Source organism: Stutzerimonas xanthomarina DSM 18231 (genome assembly GCF_900129835.1).
Lineage (GTDB): Bacteria > Pseudomonadota > Gammaproteobacteria > Pseudomonadales > Pseudomonadaceae > Stutzerimonas > Stutzerimonas xanthomarina.
The window spans coordinates 597754-622324 of sequence record NZ_FQXA01000001.1; the positions used below are offsets into that span (position 1 = coordinate 597754).

At 60.8% G+C, this 24571-nt stretch carries 28 protein-coding genes; 20 read left to right on the forward strand and 8 right to left on the reverse strand.

The window, feature by feature from the left end; all coding sequences use genetic code 11:
- Positions 1-152: 152 nt before the first annotated feature.
- The 7 genes from gshB (at position 153) to BUE09_RS02705 (ending at position 6078) form a co-directional block, all read left to right on the forward strand.
- A complete protein-coding gene (gene gshB, locus BUE09_RS02675; RefSeq protein ID WP_073299163.1) occupies positions 153-1112 on the forward strand; it encodes a glutathione synthase in 960 nt (319 codons plus the stop codon).
- Between the two features lie 162 nt (positions 1113-1274).
- Positions 1275-2171 carry an energy transducer TonB gene (locus tag BUE09_RS02680; RefSeq protein WP_073299164.1) on the forward strand — a complete coding sequence of 299 codons (897 nt, stop codon included), beginning with the start codon at positions 1275-1277 and terminating at the stop codon, positions 2169-2171.
- A gap of 82 nt (positions 2172-2253) precedes the next feature.
- Positions 2254-2823, forward strand: a complete 570-nt coding sequence (locus BUE09_RS02685) for a YqgE/AlgH family protein (RefSeq protein ID WP_073299165.1) — start codon at positions 2254-2256, stop codon at positions 2821-2823.
- Positions 2820-3248, forward strand: coding sequence for a Holliday junction resolvase RuvX (gene ruvX, locus BUE09_RS02690; RefSeq protein ID WP_073299166.1), 429 nt, complete (start codon positions 2820-2822; stop codon positions 3246-3248). Before BUE09_RS02685 ends, ruvX begins: the two co-directional genes overlap by 4 nt.
- Positions 3249-3267: 19 nt before the next feature.
- The gene (gene pyrR / locus BUE09_RS02695) at positions 3268-3780 is read left to right on the forward strand and encodes a bifunctional pyr operon transcriptional regulator/uracil phosphoribosyltransferase PyrR (protein ID WP_073299167.1); all 513 of its coding nucleotides are present in this window, start codon (positions 3268-3270) and stop codon (positions 3778-3780) included.
- Positions 3781-3790: 10 nt separating this feature from the next.
- Entirely contained in the window at positions 3791-4807 is a 1017-nt protein-coding gene (locus BUE09_RS02700) for an aspartate carbamoyltransferase catalytic subunit (RefSeq protein WP_073299168.1), read from the forward strand.
- Positions 4807-6078 (forward strand): dihydroorotase, encoded by a 1272-nt coding sequence (locus BUE09_RS02705; protein WP_073299169.1) that lies wholly within the window; start codon positions 4807-4809, stop codon positions 6076-6078. The genes BUE09_RS02700 and BUE09_RS02705 overlap by 1 nt, the downstream gene beginning before the upstream one ends.
- Before the next feature lie 54 nt (positions 6079-6132).
- Here the strand turns inward: BUE09_RS02705 and BUE09_RS02710 are convergent, their stop codons facing one another.
- Complete coding sequence (locus BUE09_RS02710; protein ID WP_073299170.1) at positions 6133-6537, reverse strand: NINE protein; 405 nt, start codon at positions 6535-6537, stop codon at positions 6133-6135.
- A 133-nt stretch (positions 6538-6670) separates the two neighbouring features.
- Between BUE09_RS02710 and BUE09_RS02715 the strand changes: the two genes are divergently transcribed.
- Positions 6671-7882 (forward strand): putative DNA modification/repair radical SAM protein, encoded by a 1212-nt coding sequence (locus BUE09_RS02715; RefSeq protein WP_073299476.1) that lies wholly within the window; start codon positions 6671-6673, stop codon positions 7880-7882.
- A complete protein-coding gene (locus BUE09_RS02720) occupies positions 7879-8709 on the forward strand; it encodes a TIGR03915 family putative DNA repair protein (RefSeq protein ID WP_143164619.1) in 831 nt (276 codons plus the stop codon). Before BUE09_RS02715 ends, BUE09_RS02720 begins: the two co-directional genes overlap by 4 nt.
- On the opposite strand, the gene BUE09_RS02725 is transcribed toward BUE09_RS02720, so the two are convergent.
- Positions 8710-9855, reverse strand: a complete 1146-nt coding sequence (locus BUE09_RS02725; protein WP_073299171.1) for a PilT/PilU family type 4a pilus ATPase — start codon at positions 9853-9855, stop codon at positions 8710-8712.
- Between the two features lie 76 nt (positions 9856-9931).
- Positions 9932-10966: a type IV pilus twitching motility protein PilT gene (locus tag BUE09_RS02730; protein WP_073299172.1), complete on the reverse strand. Its 1035-nt coding sequence runs from the start codon at positions 10964-10966 to the stop codon at positions 9932-9934.
- A 66-nt stretch (positions 10967-11032) separates the two neighbouring features.
- Between BUE09_RS02730 and BUE09_RS02735 the strand changes: the two genes are divergently transcribed.
- The 10 genes from BUE09_RS02735 (at position 11033) to BUE09_RS02780 (ending at position 19656) form a co-directional block, all read left to right on the forward strand.
- The gene (locus BUE09_RS02735) at positions 11033-11746 is read left to right on the forward strand and encodes a YggS family pyridoxal phosphate-dependent enzyme (protein ID WP_073299173.1); all 714 of its coding nucleotides are present in this window, start codon (positions 11033-11035) and stop codon (positions 11744-11746) included.
- 13 nt (positions 11747-11759) lie between these two features.
- Entirely contained in the window at positions 11760-12587 is an 828-nt protein-coding gene (gene proC / locus BUE09_RS02740) for a pyrroline-5-carboxylate reductase (protein ID WP_073299174.1), read from the forward strand.
- A 9-nt stretch (positions 12588-12596) separates the two neighbouring features.
- Entirely contained in the window at positions 12597-13187 is a 591-nt protein-coding gene (locus tag BUE09_RS02745; RefSeq protein ID WP_073299175.1) for a YggT family protein, read from the forward strand.
- 119 nt (positions 13188-13306) lie between these two features.
- Positions 13307-15268 (forward strand): dynamin-like GTPase family protein, encoded by a 1962-nt coding sequence (locus BUE09_RS02750; protein WP_073299176.1) that lies wholly within the window; start codon positions 13307-13309, stop codon positions 15266-15268.
- Positions 15269-15349: 81 nt separating this feature from the next.
- Positions 15350-16489: a homoserine O-succinyltransferase MetX gene (gene metX, locus BUE09_RS02755; RefSeq protein WP_073299177.1), complete on the forward strand. Its 1140-nt coding sequence runs from the start codon at positions 15350-15352 to the stop codon at positions 16487-16489.
- Between the two features lie 9 nt (positions 16490-16498).
- Positions 16499-17098, forward strand: coding sequence for a methionine biosynthesis protein MetW (metW, locus tag BUE09_RS02760; protein WP_073299178.1), 600 nt, complete (start codon positions 16499-16501; stop codon positions 17096-17098).
- A 25-nt stretch (positions 17099-17123) separates the two neighbouring features.
- Positions 17124-17546 (forward strand): DUF4426 domain-containing protein, encoded by a 423-nt coding sequence (locus BUE09_RS02765; RefSeq protein WP_073299179.1) that lies wholly within the window; start codon positions 17124-17126, stop codon positions 17544-17546.
- The gene (gene rdgB / locus BUE09_RS02770; protein ID WP_073299180.1) at positions 17543-18139 is read left to right on the forward strand and encodes an RdgB/HAM1 family non-canonical purine NTP pyrophosphatase; all 597 of its coding nucleotides are present in this window, start codon (positions 17543-17545) and stop codon (positions 18137-18139) included. Before BUE09_RS02765 ends, rdgB begins: the two co-directional genes overlap by 4 nt.
- Complete coding sequence (hemW, locus tag BUE09_RS02775) at positions 18136-19323, forward strand: radical SAM family heme chaperone HemW (protein WP_073299181.1); 1188 nt, start codon at positions 18136-18138, stop codon at positions 19321-19323. The genes rdgB and hemW overlap by 4 nt, the downstream gene beginning before the upstream one ends.
- Before the next feature lie 9 nt (positions 19324-19332).
- Complete coding sequence (locus BUE09_RS02780) at positions 19333-19656, forward strand: DUF3392 domain-containing protein (protein WP_073299182.1); 324 nt, start codon at positions 19333-19335, stop codon at positions 19654-19656.
- Between the two features lie 71 nt (positions 19657-19727).
- Here BUE09_RS02780 and BUE09_RS02785 read toward each other — a convergent pair whose 3' ends face one another.
- From BUE09_RS02785 to BUE09_RS02805, 5 genes are all read right to left on the reverse strand, one after another.
- Entirely contained in the window at positions 19728-21065 is a 1338-nt protein-coding gene (locus tag BUE09_RS02785) for a DUF1329 domain-containing protein (protein ID WP_073299183.1), read from the reverse strand.
- A gap of 175 nt (positions 21066-21240) precedes the next feature.
- Entirely contained in the window at positions 21241-21951 is a 711-nt protein-coding gene (gene trmB, locus BUE09_RS02790) for a tRNA (guanosine(46)-N7)-methyltransferase TrmB (protein WP_073299184.1), read from the reverse strand.
- 75 nt (positions 21952-22026) lie between these two features.
- Positions 22027-22821: a thiazole synthase gene (locus BUE09_RS02795; RefSeq protein WP_073299185.1), complete on the reverse strand. Its 795-nt coding sequence runs from the start codon at positions 22819-22821 to the stop codon at positions 22027-22029.
- A gap of 86 nt (positions 22822-22907) precedes the next feature.
- Entirely contained in the window at positions 22908-23108 is a 201-nt protein-coding gene (gene thiS / locus BUE09_RS02800; protein WP_073299477.1) for a sulfur carrier protein ThiS, read from the reverse strand.
- Between the two features lie 104 nt (positions 23109-23212).
- Positions 23213-23587 (reverse strand): DUF423 domain-containing protein, encoded by a 375-nt coding sequence (locus BUE09_RS02805; protein ID WP_073299186.1) that lies wholly within the window; start codon positions 23585-23587, stop codon positions 23213-23215.
- A 71-nt stretch (positions 23588-23658) separates the two neighbouring features.
- Here BUE09_RS02805 and mtgA point away from each other — a divergent pair, with 71 nt between their 5' ends.
- Positions 23659-24369: a monofunctional biosynthetic peptidoglycan transglycosylase gene (gene mtgA / locus BUE09_RS02810; protein ID WP_073299187.1), complete on the forward strand. Its 711-nt coding sequence runs from the start codon at positions 23659-23661 to the stop codon at positions 24367-24369.
- The last annotated feature ends 202 nt before the right edge of the window (positions 24370-24571 follow it).

A 24571-nucleotide genomic window follows, 5' to 3' on the forward strand; every position in this document is an offset into this window, starting at 1 on the left:
TCGCCGGACCTTTTTAGCACACTCATCAAATGCAAGCTATCCGCCGCCGGAGCAGCGGGATTTTCCTTGACCCAGCGCACAACCGCGGCCACTCTGCGTCGATATTTCAAGCCTCTGGCAGCGCTTGCCTGCCCCTCGTTGGAGACCACAACATGACTGTTCGCGTCGGGATCATCATGGACCCAATCGCGCAGATCGCCTTCAAGAAAGACAGCTCCCTGGCCATGCTGCTGGCAGCCCAGGACCGCGGCTGGACGATCTACTACATGGAGCAACGCGATCTCTACCAGCTCGCCGGCGAGGCGCGCGCCCGCATGCGCCCGATCCAGGTCTTCAACGATTCCCAGCGCTGGTACGAAACAGGGGAAGAAGAAGACAGCGCTCTTGCCGACCTTAATGTCATCCTGATGCGCAAGGATCCGCCTTTTAACAGCGAGTATGTCTACGCCACCTATCTGCTAGAGCTTGCTGAGCAGGCCGGCACACTCGTGGTAAATCGCCCGCAGAGTCTGCGCGACTGCAACGAGAAGTTCTTTGCCACCCAGTTTCCGCAATGCACCCCACCGACCCTTGTCAGTAGGCGGTCCGACATTCTGCGGGAGTTTGCTCGCGAGCAGCGTGACATCATTCTCAAACCGCTGGATGAAATGGGCGGCGCGTCGATTTTCCGCCACCGCGAAGGCGACCCGAACCTGTCGGTAATTCTCGAGGTGCTAACCGAGCATGGCGGTCGTCAGATTATGGCGCAGCGTTACATACCGGCCATCAAGGAAGGCGACAAGCGTATCCTGATGATAGACGGCGAGCCGGTACCCTACTGCCTGGCGCGTATCCCGGCAGTGGGCGAAACCCGGGGCAATCTCGCTGCCGGGGGACGCGGCGTCGCTCAGCCGCTTTCTGAGCGTGACAAGGAGATCGCCGCGATTGTGGGTCCGGAGCTGCGCAAACGCGGGCTGCTTTTCGTCGGCCTGGACGTGATCGGCGAGTTCCTCACCGAGATCAACATCACAAGCCCGACCTGCATCCGCGAGATCGACAATGCCTTCGATACCCGCATCGGCGCGCGTCTGATGGATGCTATCGCAGCGAAACTGAGCGAATCCAACGTTTAGCTCCAGCGCGGTTGGCGCAGGGCCAACCGCCTCTCGCTCAAATTGCCTGCTGCGCTTCGGTCGACGCCTCGTCGTAGCCACCCATCAAAGCTGCCGCCTGGTTCATAGACTTTTACAGTCACGCTGGGCAGACTGCGCGCACTTCAAGCCGACTGAAATGCGATGAACGCTGCTACACGCCAACCTTCCCTTGCCCCTACCGGAGTCCGTCCGGCAGACCGTCTCGGCTTTACGATTTTTCTTGCAGCCGCGCTGCACGGCGCGCTTATCCTTGGGCTCGGATTTACCCTGTCCGAACCAAAGCAGACCAGCAAATCGCTCGAAATAACCTTGTCCACCTTCAAAAGCGAAGAGCAGCCGAAGGACGCAGATTTCCTGGCCCAGGACAATCAGCAGGGCAGCGGCACGCTGGAGCATAAGGCCTCGCCAAAAACAACCGAGCAAGCGCCGTTTCAAGACACTCAGGTACGCAAGGTCTCGCCCGCTTCGTCGCCCCCGCCAAGTAACCCTAGCGAGGCGCCTAAGACATCCGTAGCGACGCGCACCCCGCAACCTGACAAGACACCGGCCAAGCCACAAAAGAACAAGCCGCAGCCGCAGGCGCAACCGGCGCCCGTCTACGACAGCTCGCAGCTCAGCGCGGAAATCGCCAGCCTTGAAGCCGAACTCGCGCAACAGGTCGAGCAATATGCCAAGCGGCCACGTGTCAGTCGTCAGAACAGCGCTGCCACCATGCGCGACATCAGCGCTTGGTATCGTGACGAATGGCGCAAGAAAGTCGAGCGCATCGGCAACCTGAACTACCCCGACGAGGCGCGCCGTCAACGTATCTACGGCAGCTTGCGCATGTTGGTGGTCGTTGACCGAAACGGCGCGGTACAGGAACTTCGAGTGCTCGAATCCTCAGGCCAGCCAATGCTCGACGAGGCCGCCATGCGCATTGTCAGGCTTGCCGCACCTTTCGCGCCTTTTTCGGGTGAGCTGGCACAGAACTTCGATCAAGTGGAAATCATCAGAACCTGGCGGTTCGAGCGCGGCGACCGCCTGTCCAGCCGCTAGCCGTAAACCTGCACACCGTATCAGTCACAGCATCTCGCGCAGCCGCTTCACGGCCCAGCCCGCAACGCTTAAGCTAGCAGCCATGAACGCGACCTCGCCCAGCTACCTCAAGCATCACTTTCTGATCGCCATGCCGCATATGGCGGACCCCAATTTCGCCCAGGCCTTGATCTATCTGGTGGAACACAACCGGGACGGCGCGATGGGGCTCATTGTTAACCGCCCGAGCGGATTGAGCCTGGGGGACATACTCGAGCAGCTCCGCCCAGATCAGCCTGGCGATGCCAGCAGCCAGCAACTGACAACCTTTTCGGGCGGTCCGGTACAGACCGATAGAGGCTTCGTACTGCATCCTGCCGACGCCCAGTTTCAGGCAACGCTTGACTTGGGTCCGCTCGGCGTAACGACCTCCCAGGACGTTCTTTTCGCCATTGCTGACGGCTACGGCCCCAAGCAGCATTTCATTGCCCTCGGTTATGCGGGCTGGGAACCCGGTCAACTGGAAGCGGAGCTGGCCGAAAATGCCTGGCTGAGCTGCCCGGCACAGCCAGAGATTCTGTTCGACCTGCCCTACGGTCAGCGTTTGAATGCTGCTGCAGCATCGCTGGGGGTCGATCTGAGACTGCTCAGCAGCCAGGTGGGCCACGCATGAGCACGCTACGTCTGCTGCTCGGCTTCGACTACGGCACCAAACAGATCGGCGTTGCCGTCGGCCAGGCGATCACAGGCCAAGCCCGCGAGCTCTGCGTGCTCAAGGCGCAAAATGGAGTACCCGACTGGTTGCAGATCGAGGCGCTGCTGCGTGAGTGGCAACCGGATGCACTGGTAGTTGGCCTGCCTCTGAACATGGACGGCAGTGCCAGCGAGATGAGCGCTCGCGCCGAGAAGTTCGCACGCCGCCTCAATGGTCGCTTCAACCTGCCAGTGCACACCCATGACGAGCGTCTCACCACATACGAAGCCAAAGGCGAGCGCCTGCGTGGCGGCCAGAGCGGTGGTTATCGTGAACGCCCCGTCGATGCCCTGGCCGCGGCTCTTTTACTTGAAGGCTGGCTGAGTGCCCAGCAAACCGCCTGAAGCGGTCCCAGGAGAAATCATGACCCTGCCCAACCCCGACCAGTTGCTCCCCGAAATGGCTGCAATACTGGATCAGCACCTCAAGAGCCGGAGCATAAGCGAGCCTCGCTTCATCGGCATCCGCACGGGCGGCGTCTGGGTCGCCCAGGCGCTGCTTGAACAACGGGCCAAGAACGAAGCGCTGGGAATTCTGGACGTCTCGTTCTACCGCGACGACTTTACCCAGAACGGCCTGCATCCCCAGGTCCGCCCCTCGGAGCTACCCTTCGAAATCGAAGGACAGCATCTGATCCTGGTCGATGATGTGCTCATGAGCGGCCGCACCATTCGTGCTGCACTGAACGAGCTGTTCGACTACGGCCGGCCAGCCAGCGTCAGCCTGGTGTGCCTGCTGGACCTCAATGCCCGCGAGCTGCCGATCAGGCCGGACGTGGTTGGCGCCACGCTCTCACTGGCGCCTGACCAACGGGTAAAGCTGCTTGGCCCAAGCCCGCTAACGCTCGAACTCCAGACCCTCGCCTCCGCCAATTGAGACTCTCGCGATGACGCCAACCGACGCCAAGCGCCCGCTACAGCTGAACGATAATGGTCAATTGCGCCATTTCCTCTCGCTGGATGGCCTGCCCCGTGCCCTGCTAACGGAAATTCTCGACACTGCCGATTCGTTCCTCGAGGTCGGGGCCAGAGCGGTAAAAAAGGTTCCGCTGTTGCGAGGCAAAACCGTTTGCAACGTGTTCTTCGAAAACTCGACGCGAACGCGCACCACCTTCGAGCTGGCGGCCAAGCGATTGTCGGCTGACGTCATCACCCTGAACGTCTCGACTTCCTCGACCAGTAAGGGCGAAACACTTACCGATACCTTGCGCAACCTCGAGGCGATGGCCGCTGACATGTTCGTCGTGCGCCACGCCGATTCCGGCGCCGCGCATTTCATCGCTGAACATGTCTGCCCGGATGTAGCGGTCATCAATGGCGGCGACGGGCGTCATGCGCATCCGACCCAAGGCATGCTCGACATGCTCACCATTCGCCGGCACAAGGGCGCCTTCGAAAAACTCTCAGTGGCCATTGTCGGCGACATCCTGCACTCGCGCGTAGCCCGCTCCAATATGCTCGCGCTGAAAACACTGGGCTGCCCCGATATTCGTGTCATCGGCCCGAAGACGCTGCTACCCGTCGGCCTGGAGCAGTACGGCGTGAGCGTCTACCACGACATGAACGAAGGCCTGCGCGACGTCGATGTAGTGATCATGCTGCGCTTGCAACGCGAACGCATGCAGGGCGGGCTGCTGCCTAGCGAAGGCGAGTTCTATCGCCTCTATGGCCTGACCACCCAGCGCATGGCGCTGGCCAAACCGGACGCCATCGTCATGCATCCAGGCCCGATCAACCGCGGCGTCGAGATCGAATCGGCAGTGGCCGATGGTGCCCAGTCGGTCATTCTCAATCAGGTCACCTATGGCATCGCGATTCGTATGGCGGTGCTGTCCATGGCAATGAGCGGACAGACCGCACAGCGGCAACTCGAACAGGAATACATAGCCGAGGAACAGAATTGATGCCTACCCACATCCTCGGTGCTCGCCTGATCGACCCGGCCAACGGACGCGACGAAATCACTGATATTTACTGTCAGGACGGCAAGATCATCGCGCTCGGCCAGGCGCCTTCGGGATTCAGCGCGGCAAAGACCATCGATGCACGCGGCTTGGTTGCTGCGCCCGGTCTGGTCGATCTATCGGTGGCACTTCGCGAACCGGGCTACAGCCGCAAAGGCAACATCGCCAGCGAGACGCTTGCGGCAACGGCTGGCGGTATCACCAGCCTGTGCTGCCCACCGCAGACCAAGCCGGTACTGGACACCGCAGCAGTTGCCGAACTGATCCTCGACCGCGCCCGCGAGTCCGGCCATGCCAAGGTCTTCCCGATCGGCGCACTGACGCGCAACCTGGCGGGCGAGCAACTGTCGGAACTGGTCGCCCTACGAGACGCAGGCTGCGTTGCCTTCGGCAATGGCCTGGCCAACTTCACCAGCAACCGCAACCTGGGCCGAGCGCTGGAATACGCTGCAACCTTCGACCTCACCGTTGTCATCCATTCTCAGGACAGCGACCTGTCCGAGGGCGGCCTGGCCCATGAGGGCCCGGCGGCGGCCTTTCTCGGCCTCGCCGGGATTCCCGAAACAGCGGAAACCATTGCGCTGGCGCGCAACCTGTTGCTGGTGGAACAGGCCGGCGTACGCGCGCACTTCAGCCAGCTCACCACGGCCCGCGGCGCCCAGATGATTGCCGATGCGCAAGCTCGTGGCCTGCCGGTCACCGCCGACGTGGCGATGTATCAGCTGATCCTCACCGACGAAGCGCTGCACGGCTTCTCCAGTCTCTACCATGTGCAGCCGCCGCTGCGCAGTGTTGCCGACCGTGACGGTCTTCGCCAAGCGGTGAAGAGCGGTGTCATCTCGGTGATCTCGAGCCATCATCAACCGCATGAAGCGGATGCCAAGCAGGCCCCGTTTGGCGAGACCGAAGCGGGCATCAGCAGCGCCGAAATCCTCCTGCCTCTCGCCCTGACCTTGGTCGAAGACGGCCTGCTGGACCTGCCGACGCTGCTGGCTCGCCTGAGCAGCGGTCCGGCCGCAGCGCTACAGCTGCCGGCCGGTCAGCTGTCGATTGGCGGAGCCGCAGATTTGGTTCTTTTCGACCCGAGCAGCTCCACCGTCGCGGGCGAACGCTGGCATTCGAAAGGCCGCAATTGCCCCTTCATCGGACATTGCCTGCCCGGGGCGGTGCGCTACACCCTGGTTGATGGACGGGTTGCCTTCGTCGGCTAGCGCCCGTCACCGGTCGTTCGCAGCCGAACCGGACTGCGAACGGTCAGCGCACGATTACCGATCGATGCGTTTTTCCATGTTCTGCATCGACACCTGGCTGTTCAGCGTCCAGAAATCATAGAGAACACCGATGAAAAACAGCCCGCCCGTGCAGAGATAAATCAGCCCGGTAATCCACTTGCCCTGGTACATCCGGTGCACACCGAATACACCCAGGAAGGTCAGCAGAATCCAGGCGACGGTGTAATCGATGGGGCCAGGCTGGAAGCGCATGTCGGCTTCACGGTCCATCGACGGAATCAGAAACAGGTCGATGATCCAGCCAACGAAAAACAACCCGAGCGTGAAGAACCAGATGGTGCCGGTAATCGGCTTGCCATAGTAGAAGCGGTGCGAGCCGAGAAAGCCGAATATCCATAAGAGGTAGCCAATCAGGGTGCTATGGGTGTTCTGACGCATCTGAGCCTCGCAGTCCGGTTTGGTATTTCGTGAGCTTATCCGATTCACACTCAATCGCAGCGCCTGCCGAGCGGACACCACACGCCAGAGTCGCCATGATACTGTATATCCAACCAGCATCATGGTGATCGTTATGCAGTTGATCGAGAAGCTCAGCGTCCTGGCGGACGCCGCCAAATACGATGTGTCCTGTGCCAGCAGCGGCGCGCCCAAACGCAGCTCAAAAGGCCGCAGCGGACTTGGCGCCACGGATGGCATGGGCATCTGTCACAGCTTCACCCCGGACGGTCGCTGCGTGGCGCTGCTGAAGGTTCTGCTGACCAACTTTTGCCTGTACGACTGCCAGTACTGCGTCAACCGGCGCTCCAGCGATGTTCCGCGGGCACGCTTCACTCCAGAAGAAGTGGTAACGCTGACACTGGACTTCTACCGCCGCAATTGCATCAGCGGCCTGTTTCTCAGCTCCGGGATCATCCGCTCGGCGGACTACACCATGGAGCAGCTCAACCGTGTGGCCAGGCTGTTACGTGAAGAGCACGAGTTCCGCGGCTATATTCACCTCAAGACCATACCGGACGCCGATCCGCTGCTGATCGCCGAAGCCGGCCGCTACGCCGATCGCCTCAGCGTCAACATCGAGCTGCCAACTGAGGCAAGCCTGATCCGCCTGGCGCCGGAAAAGCAGGTAGTGACGATCAAGCAGGCGATGCACGCCATTCATGAAGGCGAGACTGAAGCCAAAGCAGAACAGCGCGCACCACGCTTCGCACCAGCCGGCCAGAGTACGCAAATGATTGTCGGGGCTGACGCTACCGATGACAGCACCATCCTGCACACTGCCCAATCACTGTATGGCGACTTCAGACTGCGGCGCGTCTATTACTCTGCCTTCAGTCCAATCCCGCACAGCCCCAAGACAGTACCCTTCGAAGCACCGCCGCTGCTGCGCGAGCATCGCCTGTACCAAGCGGACTTCCTGATGCGCGGCTATGGCTTCAAGGCCAGCGAGTTGTTGGCGGGCCCAGGCAACCTGCCGCTGGACATTGATCCGAAGCTGGCCTGGGCGCTGTCCAATCGTGAGTATTTTCCAGTTGACCTGAATAGCGCTGAGCCGACGCTGATCGCGCGGATTCCCGGTATCGGGATCTTGAGCGCCAAACGGCTGGTCGCCCTGCGTCGGCAGAAGCGCATCCGTTTTGAAGACCTGACCCGGCTTCGCTGCTCGCTTGAAAAGGCTAAACTCTTTGTAATCACACAAGACTACCGACCAAGCCTTGCCAATCGGGAGTCTGCGACCTTGCGCCGGAGCCTCAGTGACGGCCCGGTACAGATGGGCCTGTGGTGATGCAGGTACGGTTTGATGGGAGCTTCGATGACTGGCGCGACAGGGCCCGCGGATTGCTCCAAACCGGCGTCGCGCCGCATCAAGTCGAGTGGCTTGGCAAGGGCGAGCTAGGTGGCTTGTTCGGCGAGTCCGTTGCGCCCGAACCAATCAAGCCCAGGCCACCCATACGCATCCCCCGACCGCTGCTCGTCGAGCTGGAAAGTGCTGCGCGCTTTCGTACAGCTGACCGCTGGAGCTTGCTGTACCGCATTCTCTGGCGAGTCGCCAAGGGTGATCGCACGGCCCGACTAGTCGGCGATGCTGATGGCAGCGAGCTCCATGCCAGGATCAAGGCGGTACGCCGCGAAGCACATCATATGCATGCGTTCTTGCGCTTCAGCCCAACGGATCGAGGCAGCGCGTCGGGCTATGTGGCCTGGTTCGAGCCGGCACACGACATCTTGATCAGCGCGGCGCCGCATTTCGCCGAACGGATGGGCCTGCATTCATGGATGATCGCAACGCCCGATGATGCAGTGCTGTGGGATGGCCAGGTGATGCACTACGCCAACCCTTGCCCGCCCACCTGGCGGGAGCTGGCGCAGACCGCACAGGATCCCGGGGGCGAACTGTGGAAGACCTATTACGAAAGCACCTTCAATCCGGCGCGGCTCAACCGCGACGTGCTGCAGACCAATTTGCCGGTGCGTTTTTGGAAAAACCTGCCGGAAGGGCCACTGATTCCGCAACTGATGAGCCGTGCCCGGGCTGGAGCGCAACGTGACGGCCAGGCAGAGCGTGTCGCCACCCGTCCAGGCAAGCGCATCGAACGGCCCGGACAGGCATGATCAGCGGAAGCTGCGACCCGTATCGTCGTCGCTGACTTCCAGCGTCAGCCCTTGTGAAACGCTGGTGAGGTGTTCACCGTCGGTTTCCGACCCCAGCTTGATCATCAGTCGCAGATCATTGGAGGAGTCGGCATGCGCCAAGGCGTCTTCGTACGTGATCTCGCCCTGGACATAGAGGTTGTACAGCGCCTGATCGAAGGTCTGCATGCCAAGGTCGGTGGAGCGTTTCATCAACGACTTGAGCTCGTGAACCTCGCCCTTGCGGATCAGATCAGCCGCCAGCGGCGTGTTGATCAGCACCTCGATCACCGCGCGGCGGCCTTTGCCATCGGGCGTCGGGATCAGCTGCTGGGCAACGATGGCTTTGAGGTTCAGTGACAGGTCCATCCAGACCTGCTGCTGCCGATCAGCCGGGAAGAAGTTGATGATTCGGTCCAGCGCCTGGTTGGCGTTGTTGGCGTGCAGAGTCGCAAGGCAGAGGTGGCCGGTTTCAGCGAAGGCCACGGCATAGTCCATGGTCTCGCGCGTCCGCACTTCACCGATCAGGATCACATCCGGCGCCTGGCGCAGGGTGTTTTTCAGCGCCACGTCGAAGGAGTCGGTATCGATCCCGACTTCACGCTGGGTGACGATGCAGCTCTGGTGCTGATGGATGAATTCGATGGGGTCTTCGATGGAGATGATATGGCCGCTGGAGTTCTTGTTGCGGTAGCCGATCATCGCGGCCAACGAGGTCGATTTGCCGGTACCGGTCGCACCGACGAACAGCACCAGGCCGCGCTTGGTCATCGCCAGCTTCTTCAGCACCTCAGGAAGTTTCAGGTCTTCCAACGTCGGAATGTTGGTCTCGATACGGCGCAATACCATGCCGGCGAGGTTGCGCTGATAGAAGGCACTGACCCGAAAACGACCAATGCCGCGAGCGCTGATCGCAAAGTTGCATTCGTGGTTCTCGGTGAACTCTCGACGCTGCTGCTCGTTCATCACGGCGTGGACCGTCTCGCGGGTCATCTCCGGCGACATCGGCGTCTTGTTGACTGGCAGGATCTTGCCGTTGACCTTCATCGACGGCGGCACGCCAGCGGTGATGAACAGATCGGAGCCGCCCTTTTCGACCATCAGGCGCAACAGTTTCTCGAATTCCATCGTCGTTCTCGTAGTCCGGCGTAGCCGCGCTATAGCAATGCGAAAAGGCCCTGCTTAGCGCCAGGCCCAATAGGTTCTAGAAGTTTTCTGGCTGTTTGGCCTTTTCCTTGGCAGCGTCGCGCGAAATCAGCCCCTTGGCCAGCAAGCCTTTAAGACAGGAGTCTAGCGTCTGCATACCCAGCGAACCGCCGGTCTGGATCGACGAGTACATCTGCGCCACCTTGTCTTCGCGAATCAAGTTACGGATTGCCGGGGTGCCGATCATGATCTCGTGCGCCGCCACCCGACCACCACCAACCTTCTTTAGCAGGGTCTGGGAAATCACGGCCTGCAGGGATTCCGACAACATCGAGCGGACCATGGACTTTTCTTCAGCCGGGAACACGTCTACGACCCGGTCGATGGTCTTGGCCGCCGAGGTGGTGTGCAGGGTGCCAAACACCAGGTGGCCGGTTTCGGCGGCGGTCAGCGCCAGGCGGATGGTCTCCAGGTCGCGCATCTCGCCGACGAGAATAATGTCCGGGTCTTCACGCAGCGCCGAACGCAGTGCTTCAGAGAAGCCGAGCGTGTCTCGATGCACTTCACGCTGGTTGACTAGGCACTTCTTCGATTCATGAACGAATTCGATCGGGTCCTCGATGGTGAGGATGTGGTGGTACTTAGTGCTGTTCAGGTAGTCCAGCATCGCCGCCAGGGTGGTCGACTTGCCCGAACCGGTCGGCCCGGTCACCAGCACCAGCCCGCGCGGTACGTCGGTGATCTTGCGGAAGACTTCGCCCATGCCGAGGTCTTCCATGGTCAGCACCTTGGACGGAATGGTCCGGAATACTGCACCAGCACCGCGATTCTGATTGAACGCGTTGACCCGGAAGCGGGCTACGCCAGGCACCTCGAACGAGAAGTCGGTTTCGAGGAACTCCTCGAAATCCTTGCGCTGCTTGTCATTCATGATGTCGTAGATCAGCGCGTGTACCTGCTTGTGGTCCATCGCAGGGAGATTGATCCGGCGTACATCGCCGTCGACGCGGATCATCGGCGGCAAGCCGGAAGACAGGTGCAAATCCGACGCACCCTGCTTGGCACTGAAGGCCAGCAGCTCTGTGATATCCATGGGACTCCCCAATTACATGCAAGCAGGTAGAATGCCGCGCAGACCCTAAGGTGGCAGGCGCAGGTAATGTCCACGATAGCGACGAATATTGCAAAGGTCGGAACGCGCATCCGTGAGGCGGCGCAAGCTGCAGGGCGTGATCCTGACGGGGTGCTCCTGCTGGCGGTGAGCAAGACCCAACCGGCCGAGGCTATCCGCGAGGCCAGCGAAGCGGGCCTGCGCGATTTCGGCGAAAACTATCTGCAGGAAGCGCTGGAGAAACAGGCCAAACTCGCCGACCTGCCATTGATTTGGCATTTCATTGGCCCCATCCAGTCGAACAAGACCAAGCTGATCGCCGAGCATTTTGACTGGGTGCACTCGGTGGACCGCTTGAAAATCGCCCAACGTCTTTCGGATCAGCGTCCCGAGCACCTGGCTCCGTTGAACCTCTGCCTGCAGGTCAACGTCAGCGGTGAGGCCAGCAAGTCCGGCTGCGAGCCGCAGGATATTCACGAACTGGCTCACGCCATCTCCGCATTGCCCCGTCTGCGTCTACGTGGCCTGATGGCGATCCCCGAACCGACCGATGACCCAGCCGAGCAGCGCGCTGCCTTCGCCCGCCTGCGCCAGCGGCAGTCCGAACTGCAGCTGGATCTGGACACGCTTTCCATGGGCATGAGCCAGGACCTCGAAGCTGCCATCACCGAAGGGGCAACCTGGGTTCGGATCGGCACTGCCCTGTTCGGTGCCCGCGCTTATCCTTCGAAAGCAGCCGCAGACGCCCCACCGCATGAATAAAAGGAACTGTACTTTGAGCACTCCCCGTATCGCCTTCATCGGCGGCGGCAACATGGCCGCAAGCCTGATCGGCGGCCTACGCGCCCAAGGCCTCCCAGCCTCCGCGATTTGCGCCAGTGATCCCGGCGCCGATAAACGCAGCGAACTCGAAGCAGCCCATGGCATCGGCACTTTTGCCGACAACGCCCAGGCCATCGCAGGCGCAGACGTAGTCGTACTGGCGGTTAAGCCGCAGGTGATGCAAGCAGTCTGCCGTGATCTGGCCGCCAGCCTACAAGCGACTCAGTTGGTTGTCTCGATCGCAGCGGGTATCGATTGCGCCAGCCTGCAGGCGTGGTTAGGCGAACAATCCCCGCGCGCGATCGTGCGCTGCATGCCTAATACCCCGTCCTTGCTGCGCCAGGGTGTGAGCGGGTTGTTCGCCAACGATCAAGTGACCGACACGCAAAAACAGCAGGCCGAACAACTGCTTTCGGCGGTTGGACTGGCGCTCTGGCTGGACAAGGAATCACTGATCGATGCAGTGACCGCCGTGTCCGGTAGTGGCCCGGCGTATTTCTTCCTGATGATCGAAGCGATGACCGCTGCGGGAGAGCGAATGGGTTTGCCACGCGATACGGCCGCACAACTGACCATGCATACCGCCCTGGGGGCTGCGCGAATGGCCTGTGAAAGCGATGTTGGAGCCGCCGAATTGCGACGTCGTGTCACCTCGCCGAACGGAACCACCGAAGCGGCGATCAAAGCCTTCCAAGCGGGCGGTTTCGAAAGCCTGGTTGAGCAAGCGATGACTGCAGCCGCGAAACGCTCGGCCGAACTCGCCGAACAATTGGGCAACTAAGGAGCCTTCATGTCGCAACTCTCGCAAGCCCTGATCCTGATCGTCCAGACGCTTGGCAGCCTGTACCTGCTGATCGTCTTGCTGCGTTTCATCCTGCAGCTGGTCCGCGCAGACTTCTACAATCCGCTCAGCCAGTTCATCGTCCGCGCCACGCACCCACTGCTCAAGCCGCTGCGTCGCGTGATTCCCAGTATCGGCGGACTCGATCTCTCGTCGCTGGTACTGGCGATCATCGTCCAAGTGTTGCTGATGGCCGCCATCCTGATGATTGCGTTCGGCACCATCGGAAATCCGCTGCAGCTTTTGGTCTGGGCCGTCATTGGCGTGACCGGGTTGTTTATCAACATCTTCTTCTACGCGCTTATCATCAGCGTGATCCTGTCCTGGGTTGCACCTGGCAGTCACAACCCGGGCGCCCAACTGGTCAGCCAGATCTGCGAGCCGGCACTGGCACCCTTCCGCCGGCTGCTGCCAAGCATGGGTGGGCTGGACATCTCGCCAATTTTCGCGTTTTTGGCGATCAAACTGATCGACATGCTGGTGATCGGCAACCTGGCAATGATGACTCACATGCCCAACATTCTGCGCTCGCTGATCTGAGACCGAAACCGCCTAAAGTCTTGTGCCGTCTTTGGGCGGTGGTTCACAAAAGGCTCGATTGACCCACACCAGGCGACAGGGATAATCGCCCCTTACGCCTTTCAGGAAGCACCACGACCATGGAACGACTCGACCGGCAAGTGGATGCCTACGTCTCCTGGAAACGCGACCTTATCCGCGAAATAACGCGTTACCGCAGCTGGCTGGCGCACAACCGGCTGAACTCGGAGGTGGTTGAAACCAGGCTCGACCGCGCGCTGAAGCTGCTGCGCACCGACCATATAACCCTCGCGTTTGTTGGCGAGTATTCTCGCGGCAAGACGGAGCTGATCAACAGCCTGTTCTTCTCGGAATATGGCCAGCGCATCCTGCCGTCGCGCGCTGGCCGCACCACCATGTGCCCAACCGAGCTGTTCTTCGATCCGCGTGCTGACCGCTCGTATATTCGCCTGCTGCCGATCGAATCCCGCCTGGACGACACCAGTATCGCTCAGCTCAAGCGCGCGCCACGCCTATGGACAAATATTGCGCTGGATCCCGCCAACCCTGACGCCATGGTCGAAGCGTTCGGCCAGGTGGCTTCCACCAAGTCGATGCCCGTGAAGGAGGCCATCCAGCTGGGCTTCCATCCCGACGCGCTAGAGGGCTCCGATGTCGACGGAGAGGTGATGGTGCCGGCCTGGCGACACGCCATGGTCAACTTCGACCATCCCCTGCTCCGCCAGGGCCTGCGCATCCTCGATACGCCCGGCCTCAACGCGCTCGGCAGCGAGCCGGAGCTCACCCTGTCGATGCTGCCTAACGCCCATGCCGTGATTTTCCTGCTGTCTGCCGACGCTGGTGTGACGGCCAGCGACATGGGGATCTGGCAACAGCATATTCGCCAACTCGACGACGGCAGACGAAACCGTCTGTTCGCCGTGCTGAACAAGATCGATGTCCTGTGGGACGACGTCTCCGGCGAAGCCTTCGTCAATGCCGCAATCCAACGGATGCAGGCCGCCACGGCGCAACAGCTGGGAATTGCCGTCGAGGATGTGCTTCCACTCGCGGCCAAGCAGGCGCTGCTGGCCAAGATTCGCGGCGATCAGAAGCTGTTGGAGCGCAGCCAACTGGTGGCACTGGAGCACCTGCTCAGCGAGCGGATCCTCGCTCAGAAGGAACATCTGCTGGAACAACAGGTGGTGCGCCAGGTGCTCGCGCTACTGCAAAACAGCCAGCACATTCTGACCCAGCGACTGGCCAAGGTCCGCGAGCAATGCCAACTGCTCGACAGCCATCGACAGGACAGCGGCCAGATGCTCATGGAGCTGACAGCGCGCACCCGCCATGACCATAACCAGCACCACAAGCGCCTGCTGCAACTGAAAACCAACCAGCGCCTACTGCAACGCCAGGGCGAGCTTCTGCGGTCGACGGTGCGCCCAGAACGCCTTGAGGAGCACCTCTCTCGCCTGCGCCGCAGCCTCACAGGCAGCCTGACCACACTGGGCATCAACCTGAGCATCGTGCATTTCTTCCGCTCCGTAGAGCAGGATCTCGGTGCGCTTGAGCACGAGGCGGCATTGGCCAACAAGATGGTCTCGGCCATCTACCGCCGCCATAACGACGAAAACCCGCTGCACGGCGTGGACGCCCCGCTGTTCCGTCTGGCGAAATATCAGAAAGAACTCAAAGACCTGCAAAGCAAGGCCGACCAGTTCCGTCTGCAGCTGAAGACCTTGCTCACCGAGCAGCGCACCTTGACCCGACGCTTCTTCGCCACGCTTGTACAAGAAGTGGTTGTCATGCATCAGCGGCTGCGCCAGGAAGCCGGGCATTGGGCCAACGAAGCGCTGCTGCCGTTGATGCAGCATTCGCTGGAGCACAAGCAGCAACTTGAAGCGCATATGCTGCGCCTCAAGAGTCTGGCGCAGGACAGTCAGCAAAGCAGCCAACGCGGTCGCCTGCTGGCACGTTACAGCCTTGAGCTGGAGCAACAACTGGCCGAGGCCGGTGAAATGCTACGGCTGCTACGGAAACCGGCACCGATCCGGCGCCAAGGCAAGGTCGTCAGCCTTACCAGCGCCAGCCTCGGCTGACACCGGCGTTGCGATTGAGGATGAATTGAAGCGCGCTAACCTTTAGACTTTGCCGCCTTCTTCCAGCACGAGCCAGGGTCGATGCCCACAGCTATTCCAGCCGATTCCGTTGGTCTGGTGAGTCCGAAGGTCGCGCATTTCGCCGAGCCGCTGGCACTCGCCTGTGGCCGCACGCTGAACGATTACCAGCTGATCTACGAAACCTACGGCGAGCTGAATGCCTCGTGCAGCAATGCCGTGCTCATCTGCCACGCGCTGTCAGGCCATCACCATGCGGCCGGTTACCATGACGCTGACGACCGCAAACCGGGCTGGTGGGACAGCTGTATCGGTCCGGGCAAAGCCATCGATACCAGCCGCTTCTTTGTGGTCAGCCTGAACAACCTCGGCGGCTGCAATGGTTCGACGGGTCCCAGCAGCATCAACCCAGCCACGGGCAAACCTTATGGCGCAGATTTCCCGGTCGTCACGGTGGAAGACTGGGTCAACAGCCAGGCCCGCCTGGCCGACATGCTCGGCATCGAGCAGTGGGCTGCTGTAGTGGGTGGCAGCCTCGGTGGCATGCAGGCCATGCAATGGACCATGAGTTATCCGGAGCGCGTGCGTCATTGCGTGGCAATCGCTTCTGCACCCAAGCTGTCAGCGCAGAACATTGCGTTCAATGAGGTCGCGCGTCAGGCCATCCTCTCCGATCCCGAGTTTCATGGCGGCCACTTTCAAGAGAAGGGTGTGATTCCCAAGCGGGGCCTGATGCTCGCGCGCATGGTCGGCCACATCACTTACCTGTCCGACGACGCCATGGGCACCAAATTTGGTCGCGGGCTCAAGAGCGAAAAGCTGAATTACGATTTCAACAGCGTCGAGTTTCAGGTCGAAAGCTATCTTCGTTATCAGGGCGAAGAGTTCTCCGGCCGCTTCGATGCCAATACCTATCTGCTGATGACCAAGGCACTGGACTATTTCGACCCGGCCGCAGCCTACGACGATGACCTGGCCCAGGCACTGTCGACGGCGAAGGCGGATTTCTGCGTTATATCGTTCACAACCGACTGGCGCTTCTCGCCTGAGCGCTCGCACGAAATCGTCGACGCGCTGATGGCGGCGCGCAAGAACGTCTGTTACCTGGAGATTGACGCTCCGCAGGGCCACGATGCCTTTCTGATTCCAATCCCCCGTTATCTACAGGCCTTTCGCGGTTACATGAACCGCATCACCGTATAAGGAACCCATATGCGCGCCGACCTGGACATCATCCAAGATTGGATCCCGGCGGGGAGCCGCGTGCTCGATCTGGGCTGCGGTAACGGTGACCTGCTGGCCTGGCTGCGGGACAACAAGCAGGTCAGCGGCTATGGCCTGGAAATCGACCCGGACAACATTGCTGCCTGCGTCGATAAAGGCGTCAACGTCATCGAGCAGGACCTCGACAAGGGCCTCGGCAACTTCGCCAGCGACAGCTTCGACATGGTGGTCATGACCCAGGCGCTGCAAGCGGTCCACTACCCTGACAAGCTGCTCAAGGAGATGCTAAGGGTCGGCCGCGAATGCATCATCACCTTTCCCAACTTCGGTCACTGGCGTTGCCGCTGGTACCTGGCCAGCAAAGGCCGCATGCCGGTATCGGATTTCCTGCCCTACACCTGGTACAACACGCCGAACATTCACTTCTGCACCTTCGAGGACTTCGAAAGGCTGTCCCACGAGCTCGGCGCCCGGGTGCTTGAGCGTCTGGCCGTGGATCGCCATCACAAGCACGGCATGGCGAGTCGCTTGTGGCCTAATCTGATTGGTGAAATCGGTATCTATCGTGTCACCGGAGCTGTCCGCTGACCGCTCATCGCTGGAGGTAACCCCCATGAAATCTAGCTTGATTTGCCTGCTCGCCCTGCTCTTTACGCTGCCCGCCGTGGCCGAGCGCAAACACAGCATTGGCGAATACGATGTGCACTACATCGCCTTCAATTCCGGCTTTCTGCAGCCTGAGATTGCCGCCGCAGCCGGCCTGGTGCGCAGCAAGACTCAAGGTGTGGTCAACATATCGGTGCTCAAGTCTGGCAAACCGACCGCAGCGCAGGTCAGCGGTACGGTGAAGAACCTGCTCGGACAGGACTACCCGCTGAGTTTCAAGCAATTGAAAGAAGGAGAGCAGGCCATCTACTACCTGGCACAGTTCCCCTTCGACTCGCAAGAAACCCTGCGCTTCAACCTGAATGTGCAGCCTGCCGGCGCCGCGGCGATCAGTTTCGACTTCAGCCAAGAATTCTTCCCGGACGAATGATGCTCTTTAAAGAACTGGTGCTGGCCAGCCACAACGCCGGCAAGCTCAAGGAACTGCAGGCCATGCTCGGCGACGCCGTGCACGTGCGCTCGATTGGCGAATTCAGCGACATCGAGCCGGAGGAAACCGGGCTTTCCTTCGTCGAAAACGCCATTCTCAAAGCACGCAACGCGGCGCGTATATCCGGCTTGCCGGCGCTGGCAGACGACTCGGGGTTAGCGGTTGATCATCTGGGCGGCGCACCCGGCATCTACTCGGCGCGCTACGCCAATGGCCAGGGCGATGCGGCAAACAATGCCAAACTGCTCGATGCCCTGAAAGACGTGCCGGACGCCGAGCGCGGCGCTCAGTTCGTCTGCGCGCTGGCGTTGCTGCGGCATGCCGACGATCCGCTGCCGATTCTCTGTGAAGGACTCTGGCAGGGCCGTATTCTGCACAGCGCCCAAGGAGAGCATGGCTTCGGGTACGACCCCCTGTTCTGGGTGCCGGAACGTGACTGCTCAAGCGCTGAGCTGGCGCCAAAGGACAAGAACCAGCTCAGCCACCGCGCCCGTGCCATGGCCTTGCTCAAGCAGCGCCTGGGGATCGCATGATCGCTGTTTCCAACGGCGGCGCTCCCGAGCCGCCTACGGTATCGCGCCTGGAACTGCCGCCGTTGGCGGCTTACGTACACATCCCCTGGTGCGTGCGCAAATGCCCGTACTGCGATTTCAACTCCCATGCTGCCGGTGCCTCGCTGCCCGAAGACGCTTATATCGATGCACTGCTGGCGGACCTGGATGCCGATCTGGAGCAGATACAGCACCGCCGGCTGACCTCGATCTTTTTCGGCGGCGGCACGCCGAGCCTGTTCTCCGCCAGCGCGCTGGAGCGAATCCTTGACGGCATGCGGCAGCGGGTCGGGTTCGCTGACGACATCGAAATCACCCTGGAAGCTAACCCTGGCACCTTCGAACAGGCGAAATTTCGCGACTATCGCAGCCTCGGGATTAACCGCTTGTCGATCGGTGTTCAGAGCTTTCAGCCCACCAAGTTGAAGGCCCTTGGCCGCATCCACGATGGCAACGAAGCGATTCGGGCCGCCGACATGGCGCGCGCCGCGGGCTTCGACAACTTCAACCTCGACCTGATGCATGGTCTGCCTGAGCAGAGCCTGGAAGATGCGTTGAGCGACCTGCGCATCGCCATCGCCCAGCAGCCTACGCACCTGTCCTGGTACCAGCTTACGGTCGAGCCGAACACGGAATTCTGGAGCAAGCCGCCCCGATTGCCGGAAGACGAAACGCTCTGGGATATTCAGGAAGCCGGACAGGCGCTGGTCGCCACACACGGCTATCGCCAGTATGAAACCTCGGCTTATGCGCAACCGGGCAGGCAGGCGCGGCACAACCTCAATTACTGGACCTTCGGCGACTTTCTCGGGCTCGGCGCGGGTGCCCATGGCAAGTGGACCGCAGCAGACGGCGAGATCTACCGACACTGGAAGACCCGCCTACCAAAAGACTATCTCGACCCGGACAAACGCTTCCGTGCGGGCCACAAGCGGCTGGCGCAGGACGAATTACCGTTCGAGTTTCTGATGAACGTGCTGCGCCTCACCGACGGCGTGCCTTCATTGTTGTTCACTCAACGCACCGGCCTCTCGTTGGACCTGCTGGCCGCCGGACGACGCGATGCTGAAGCGCGCGGGCTGCTGGAACCTGACCCGCAGCGGCTGGTGGCTACCGCCAAAGGTCAGCTTTTCCTAAATGACCTGCTGCAACTTTTTCTGCCCTAAGGACCCTGCATGGATCTAGTACTCGACCTCATCGCCACCCTGTCGCGCTGGAGCCGCCACCACCTGTTCGATATTTCCCTGGCGATCATGGCCACGCTGTTTGTCCTGTTCGGCCCCACCTTGAACGCGTGGGTACAGAAGAACATCGGTGGACTCAATTTCGTCCTTCGCACCCTGGCTTTCGTGGTCTTCTGCGCACTGGTCTACGGTCTTGGCATCATCTATCTCAGCCCCTGGCTGGCCAAGGGGCTGGGGCAGTTCAACAACTACACCCTGGCGCCGGTGCTCCTGCTCGTGCTGTTCATCATCGGCGTCGTCGCCGACCGCAACTGATCAAGCACACCCCCTAAATCCAAATGCAAAAAAAGCCGCCATCAGGCGGCTTTTTGTTTGCTGCGAATCTGTCAGTTGCCACCACGCCGCAGCGCTGCCGGTGAGAAGTCCCGCGGGCCGAGCCTGACGCCAAAGTCATACATCGGCTCATTGTTATCCAGACCGTCAACAAAGTAGTTGTCGTCTTTCAGGTGATAGAGCGTTTCGACGGTGCTGTTGAACATCGGCACGTCGTAATAGCTGATTGGATGGCTTTCCTGCAGCCCGATCAGCTCGCCCTTTTCATCAAACAGGTCCACAGCCAGAATCGACCAGCTGTCTTCATCGACATAGAACCGGCGCTTGTCGTAGGGGTGACTGAAGCCCTTGCGCAGTGTGGCGTCGACGATCCAGACCCGATGCAACTCATAGCGCAGCAGTTCCGGATTCAAGGTACGCCGACCGACGATGGTGTCGTAGGCAATGCCCTGCTGGTGGACCGCGTAGCTGTTGTAAGGCACCAGCATTTCGCGCTTGGCGACCAGCTTCCACTCGTAGCGGTCCGGTGCGCCGTTGAACGAATCCACCACATCGGCCGTGGCCAGACCGCTGGTGTCGGGCTGCAGTGAATCGTAGGCGAGCGAAGGCAATCGGCGTACGCGGCGGTCAGCCGGGCTGTAGCGCCAGGCCTTGCGCACCGCCAGCACCTGATCGAGCGGATCCTGGACCACCAGGGCGGTACCTGACAGTTTGGCCGGCGCAGTGACGCGGTATTTGTAATACAGCGAGGTATTGTCCAGATCGGCCTGGGTCATGCCTTCACGGTTGTAGACGTAGTAGACCTCGCGGTCCCGCTTGATATAGGTCGGGCTGCCATTGATGACAACAGCTTGATTGTTGATGAAGTGAGTCTGGTCGCCCTTGTAGTGCAGGACATGGTTCCAGATTACTTCCATCCCGTCCTGCGGGATGGGGAACGGAATGCCAGCGAACGCGCCCTGGATTCCGTTGCCGTTGGCGATCAGCTCGGCGTTGACCGCGTTCAGCCGCGTAGCGTCATAAATGCGCTGCGGGTTGTTAGCGCTACGACGTGTTGGGAATACCCGCAGATGGAAGTCGGGATACCGCTCGACCAGCGCACGCAGCCCGTCCGGCAACAATGCGGCGTACTGACCAACGTTACTCTGATCCACTCGGTAGAGTTCCGCGTCGGCCGCGTAAGGGTCCAGGTGGTGCATACCCACTTCGTAGCCTGCGGGTGGCTGCACACCGCCGGTCCAGGCAGGAATGGTGCCAGCGGCGTTGCCCGCGCGCTCGGCACCCAGCGGGGTCAGGTCCTGGCCCAGGCGTACGGCCTGCAGGTCGTCGACCTTGGCTTGAGCCTGGCTGGCGCAGGCCGCCAGCAGCAGAATTCCGAATTTTCTATACATCTGTTTGCTCCTTGCAGCGCGGCTGGCGCGGCAGATGACGGCTCTGAACCGCAGGCAGAGCGCTAGTAGAGATGTTGGGGATCCGTGCCTTCCTGGCATTTGTCGTTATTGGATCGTCCCTGGGCCGCTGGGTCGCGGCTCTGGTGGATGCAGCGGTGATACGTATTTCAGTCGGTCAGTCGATGCGCTCGAACTTGAGGTCCCAGACGCCGTGACCGAGTCGTTCACCGCGACGCTCGAACTTGGTCGTCGGACGCTCCGAGGGGCGCTCGATGTACTGACCACTCGTCGACTGGTTACGATAGCCAGGCGCAACGCTCATGACCTCGAGCATGTGCTCCGCATAGGCTTCCCAGTCAGTCGCCATGTGCAGCACACCGCCGACTTTGAGTTTTTGCCGCACCAGTTCGGCGAACGCCGGCTGGACGATGCGCCGCTTATGGTGGCGACTTTTGTGCCAGGGATCGGGGAAAAACAGCAGGACCCGGTCCAGGCTTGCATCGGGGACGCATTCACGCAGCACTTCGAGTGCATCGCAACTGTAGATGCGTACGTTATTCAGATCTTGTGACAAAAGTCCGCTTAGTAGCGCCCCAACGCCCGGCGAGTGCACTTCGACCGCAATGAAGTCCTGTTCAGGCGCCGCCGCGGCCATTTCCAGGGTCGAGTGGCCCATGCCAAAGCCAATCTCGAAGGTACGTGGCGCCTGCCGCCCGAACACCTCATCGAAATTTTGCAGGCCGTCCGCCAGCTCCAGGCCGAACCGCGGCCAGCCTTGATCCAGGCCACGTTGCTGACCTTCGGTCATGCGACCGGCACGCATCACGAAACTCTTGATGGTGCGCATGCGCCGTTGGCCTTCGGCCGGGGTTGGAATGTCACTCATGAACGAACCTACAGATTAAAAAAAGACCGGCCGCGTGATCGAGCGATCACGCGGCCAGAAACAGGAAAGGAAGAACTAGCGAATCAGACCTTCCAGCGGCGAAGAGGCACTTGCATAGAGTTTCTTCGGCATGCGGCCAGCCAGATAGGCCAGACGGCCGGCGTCGATCGCGTACTTCATGGCCTCAGCCATCAGCACCGGATTCTGCGCGTGTGCAATGGCGCTGTTCATCAGCACAGCTTCGCAACCGAGTTCCATGGCGATGGTCGCGTCGGATGCCGTGCCGACCCCGGCGTCAACCAGAACCGGAACCTTGGCTTCTTCAAGAATGATGCGCAGATTGTAGGGGTTGCAGATACCCAACCCCGTACCGATCAGGCCGGCCAGCGGCATGACCGCGATGCAGCCCATTTCGGCCAGCTGGCGGGCAATGATCGGGTCGTCGCTGGTGTACACCATGACGTCAAAACCGTCCTTGACCAGCACTTCTGCTGCCTTGAGGGTTTCAATCACGTTGGGGAACAGGGTCTTTTGATCTGCCAGTACTTCCAGCTTGACCAGCTTGTGCCCGTCGAGCAGTTCACGGGCCAGGCGGCAGGTGCGCACAGCCTCTTCGGCGTCATAGCAACCGGCAGTGTTCGGCAGGATCGTATAGCGGTCCGGCGAGATCACATCCAGCAAATTAGGCTCGCCCGGGTTCTGGCCGATGTTGGTACGGCGCACCGCAACGGTGACGATCTGCGCACCGGACGCTTCGATGGCGGCTCGGGTCTCGTCGAGATCCTTGTATTTACCGGTGCCTACCAGCAGGCGCGACTGATAGGTGCGGCCAGCAAGCGTGAAGGGTTTGTCGTGCGGAACTGGGCTCATGCGACCATCCTGTACAGATCAAATGAAGCGTGAATTACGCCGCTGCACGGGCGACGTCCGGGAATATCGACGCGGCGGGGCTCGTGTCAGCCGCCACCAATCGCATGTACGACTTCGATCTGGTCGCCCTCGACCAGCTCCGTCGCGGCATGTTGGCTACGCGGCACGATCTCGCGATTGAGCTCGACCGCCAGTCGGCGCCCAGTCAGCTCCAGGCGCTGCAGCAGATCGGCCACCGACTGACCGTCAGGGAGCTCGTAGCGCTCGCCGTTCAACTGGATGTGCATAGTGATCGCCACCATTGCGAAAGGGCCAGCATTCTAGCCCGATCGACTCGGTCCACCAAGGCAGCCGCAGCCACCATTCATCCCCGCCGCAAGCGTACGACCGATCAGACGCGCAGGTTCCAGGCCGCCACCATCAAACAGATCCAGCCGGCCAGAAACGCCGTACCACCAATTGGCGTGATGATTCCAAGCTTGCCGATGCCCGTCAGAGCCAGCAGATAGAGACTGCCGGAAAACAACAGGACACCCAGCGTGAACAGGCTACCTGCTGCGATCAGCAAACGGCTCGGCGCATGCAGCGCCAGCAAGGCGATGCCGAATAACGCCAGGGCGTGGATCAGTTGGTAGTGCACGCTGGTCTGGAACACGGCGAGGTAGTCAGCAGCCAGACGACTTTTCAATCCATGGGCTGCAAAGGCGCCAAGCGCGACGCCGGTCAAACCGAAGAATCCGGCGAGCATAAGAAACGGGCGAATCATTCGGGGGCCTTCCGGTCAGGGACTGTATGCACCGTTATAATGCCCGTTCTCCCCGGCTGCGACCACGCCCCATGCTTCGAGCCCTGCTACGCCGACTCACCAAACTGCTGCTATGGCTGACCGCACTGTCCGTGCTACTGGTGCTGGTATTGCGGTGGGTGCCACCGCCCTTCACTGCATTGATGGTTGAACGCAAGATCGAATCCTGGACCAGTGGTGAAAGCATCGACCTGGAGCGTAGTTGGCGACCCTGGAAAGAACTGCCGGACGACCTGAAGATGTCCGTCATCGCGGCCGAAGACCAGAAGTTTGCTGGCCATTGGGGTTTCGATATCGCGGCGATTCGCGCCGCGTTCGAGCATAACGAACGCGGTGGTTCGCTCCGTGGCGCCAGCACGCTGAGCCAGCAGGTGGCGAAGAACCTGTTTCTTTGGTCCGGGCGCAGCTGGCTGCGCAAGGGCCTGGAAGTCTGGTTCACCGGCTGGATCGAACTGCTGTGGCCGAAACAGCGGATTCTGGAAGTCTATCTGAACAGTGTCGAATGGGGCGTTGGAATATTCGGTGCCGAGGCAGCTGCGCAGCATCACTTCGGTATTGGCGCGCCTTACCTGTCTGCCAGCCAGGCCAGTCAGTTGGCCGCTGTGCTGCCCAACCCCCGCGAATGGAATGCGGGTCGACCCGGTCCGCATGTGCGCAGTCGCGCCGCCTGGATAAGAAAGCAGGTGAGACAACTGGGCGGCAGCGGATACCTGAACAAACTACGGACGAGTGAGTCACGCTGACGGTAACCCGGAACGGTGACGGGCCGGCTTTAGCGCCCGTCCAAAGACCAACGCAACAGCCGGTGCGCTCTGTCGGGGCGTTATGGCAGTACGCCATTCCAGCGAGTAAGCTGCGATGAATACATGGGTGAATGCCGGGCTACGCTCCGCATGTGAGGAAGGGCGCCAAAACCGGCCGACGATACCTTCTCGCCATTTATCA

Coding starts and splice junctions, on each gene's coding strand:
- BUE09_RS02795 (WP_073299185.1), bottom strand. CDS start 22,821: ATGAGCCCAGTTCCGCACGACAAACCCTTCACGCTTGCTGGCCGCACC.
- ruvX (WP_073299166.1), top strand. CDS start 2,820: ATGAGCACGCTACGTCTGCTGCTCGGCTTCGACTACGGCACCAAACAG.
- BUE09_RS02685 (WP_073299165.1), top strand. CDS start 2,254: ATGAACGCGACCTCGCCCAGCTACCTCAAGCATCACTTTCTGATCGCC.
- BUE09_RS02750 (WP_073299176.1), top strand. CDS start 13,307: ATGGAACGACTCGACCGGCAAGTGGATGCCTACGTCTCCTGGAAACGC.
- BUE09_RS02780 (WP_073299182.1), top strand. CDS start 19,333: ATGGATCTAGTACTCGACCTCATCGCCACCCTGTCGCGCTGGAGCCGC.
- metW (WP_073299178.1), top strand. CDS start 16,499: ATGCGCGCCGACCTGGACATCATCCAAGATTGGATCCCGGCGGGGAGC.
- pyrR (WP_073299167.1), top strand. CDS start 3,268: ATGACCCTGCCCAACCCCGACCAGTTGCTCCCCGAAATGGCTGCAATA.
- BUE09_RS02710 (WP_073299170.1), bottom strand. CDS start 6,537: ATGCGTCAGAACACCCATAGCACCCTGATTGGCTACCTCTTATGGATA.
- BUE09_RS02705 (WP_073299169.1), top strand. CDS start 4,807: ATGCCTACCCACATCCTCGGTGCTCGCCTGATCGACCCGGCCAACGGA.
- BUE09_RS02700 (WP_073299168.1), top strand. CDS start 3,791: ATGACGCCAACCGACGCCAAGCGCCCGCTACAGCTGAACGATAATGGT.
- mtgA (WP_073299187.1), top strand. CDS start 23,659: ATGCTTCGAGCCCTGCTACGCCGACTCACCAAACTGCTGCTATGGCTG.
- BUE09_RS02735 (WP_073299173.1), top strand. CDS start 11,033: ATGTCCACGATAGCGACGAATATTGCAAAGGTCGGAACGCGCATCCGT.
- BUE09_RS02680 (WP_073299164.1), top strand. CDS start 1,275: ATGAACGCTGCTACACGCCAACCTTCCCTTGCCCCTACCGGAGTCCGT.
- gshB (WP_073299163.1), top strand. CDS start 153: ATGACTGTTCGCGTCGGGATCATCATGGACCCAATCGCGCAGATCGCC.
- BUE09_RS02785 (WP_073299183.1), bottom strand. CDS start 21,065: ATGTATAGAAAATTCGGAATTCTGCTGCTGGCGGCCTGCGCCAGCCAG.
- rdgB (WP_073299180.1), top strand. CDS start 17,543: ATGATGCTCTTTAAAGAACTGGTGCTGGCCAGCCACAACGCCGGCAAG.
- hemW (WP_073299181.1), top strand. CDS start 18,136: ATGATCGCTGTTTCCAACGGCGGCGCTCCCGAGCCGCCTACGGTATCG.
- BUE09_RS02725 (WP_073299171.1), bottom strand. CDS start 9,855: ATGGAATTCGAGAAACTGTTGCGCCTGATGGTCGAAAAGGGCGGCTCC.
- BUE09_RS02765 (WP_073299179.1), top strand. CDS start 17,124: ATGAAATCTAGCTTGATTTGCCTGCTCGCCCTGCTCTTTACGCTGCCC.
- metX (WP_073299177.1), top strand. CDS start 15,350: ATGCCCACAGCTATTCCAGCCGATTCCGTTGGTCTGGTGAGTCCGAAG.
- BUE09_RS02715 (WP_073299476.1), top strand. CDS start 6,671: ATGCAGTTGATCGAGAAGCTCAGCGTCCTGGCGGACGCCGCCAAATAC.
- trmB (WP_073299184.1), bottom strand. CDS start 21,951: ATGAGTGACATTCCAACCCCGGCCGAAGGCCAACGGCGCATGCGCACC.
- BUE09_RS02730 (WP_073299172.1), bottom strand. CDS start 10,966: ATGGATATCACAGAGCTGCTGGCCTTCAGTGCCAAGCAGGGTGCGTCG.
- BUE09_RS02805 (WP_073299186.1), bottom strand. CDS start 23,587: ATGATTCGCCCGTTTCTTATGCTCGCCGGATTCTTCGGTTTGACCGGC.
- thiS (WP_073299477.1), bottom strand. CDS start 23,108: ATGCACATCCAGTTGAACGGCGAGCGCTACGAGCTCCCTGACGGTCAG.
- BUE09_RS02745 (WP_073299175.1), top strand. CDS start 12,597: ATGTCGCAACTCTCGCAAGCCCTGATCCTGATCGTCCAGACGCTTGGC.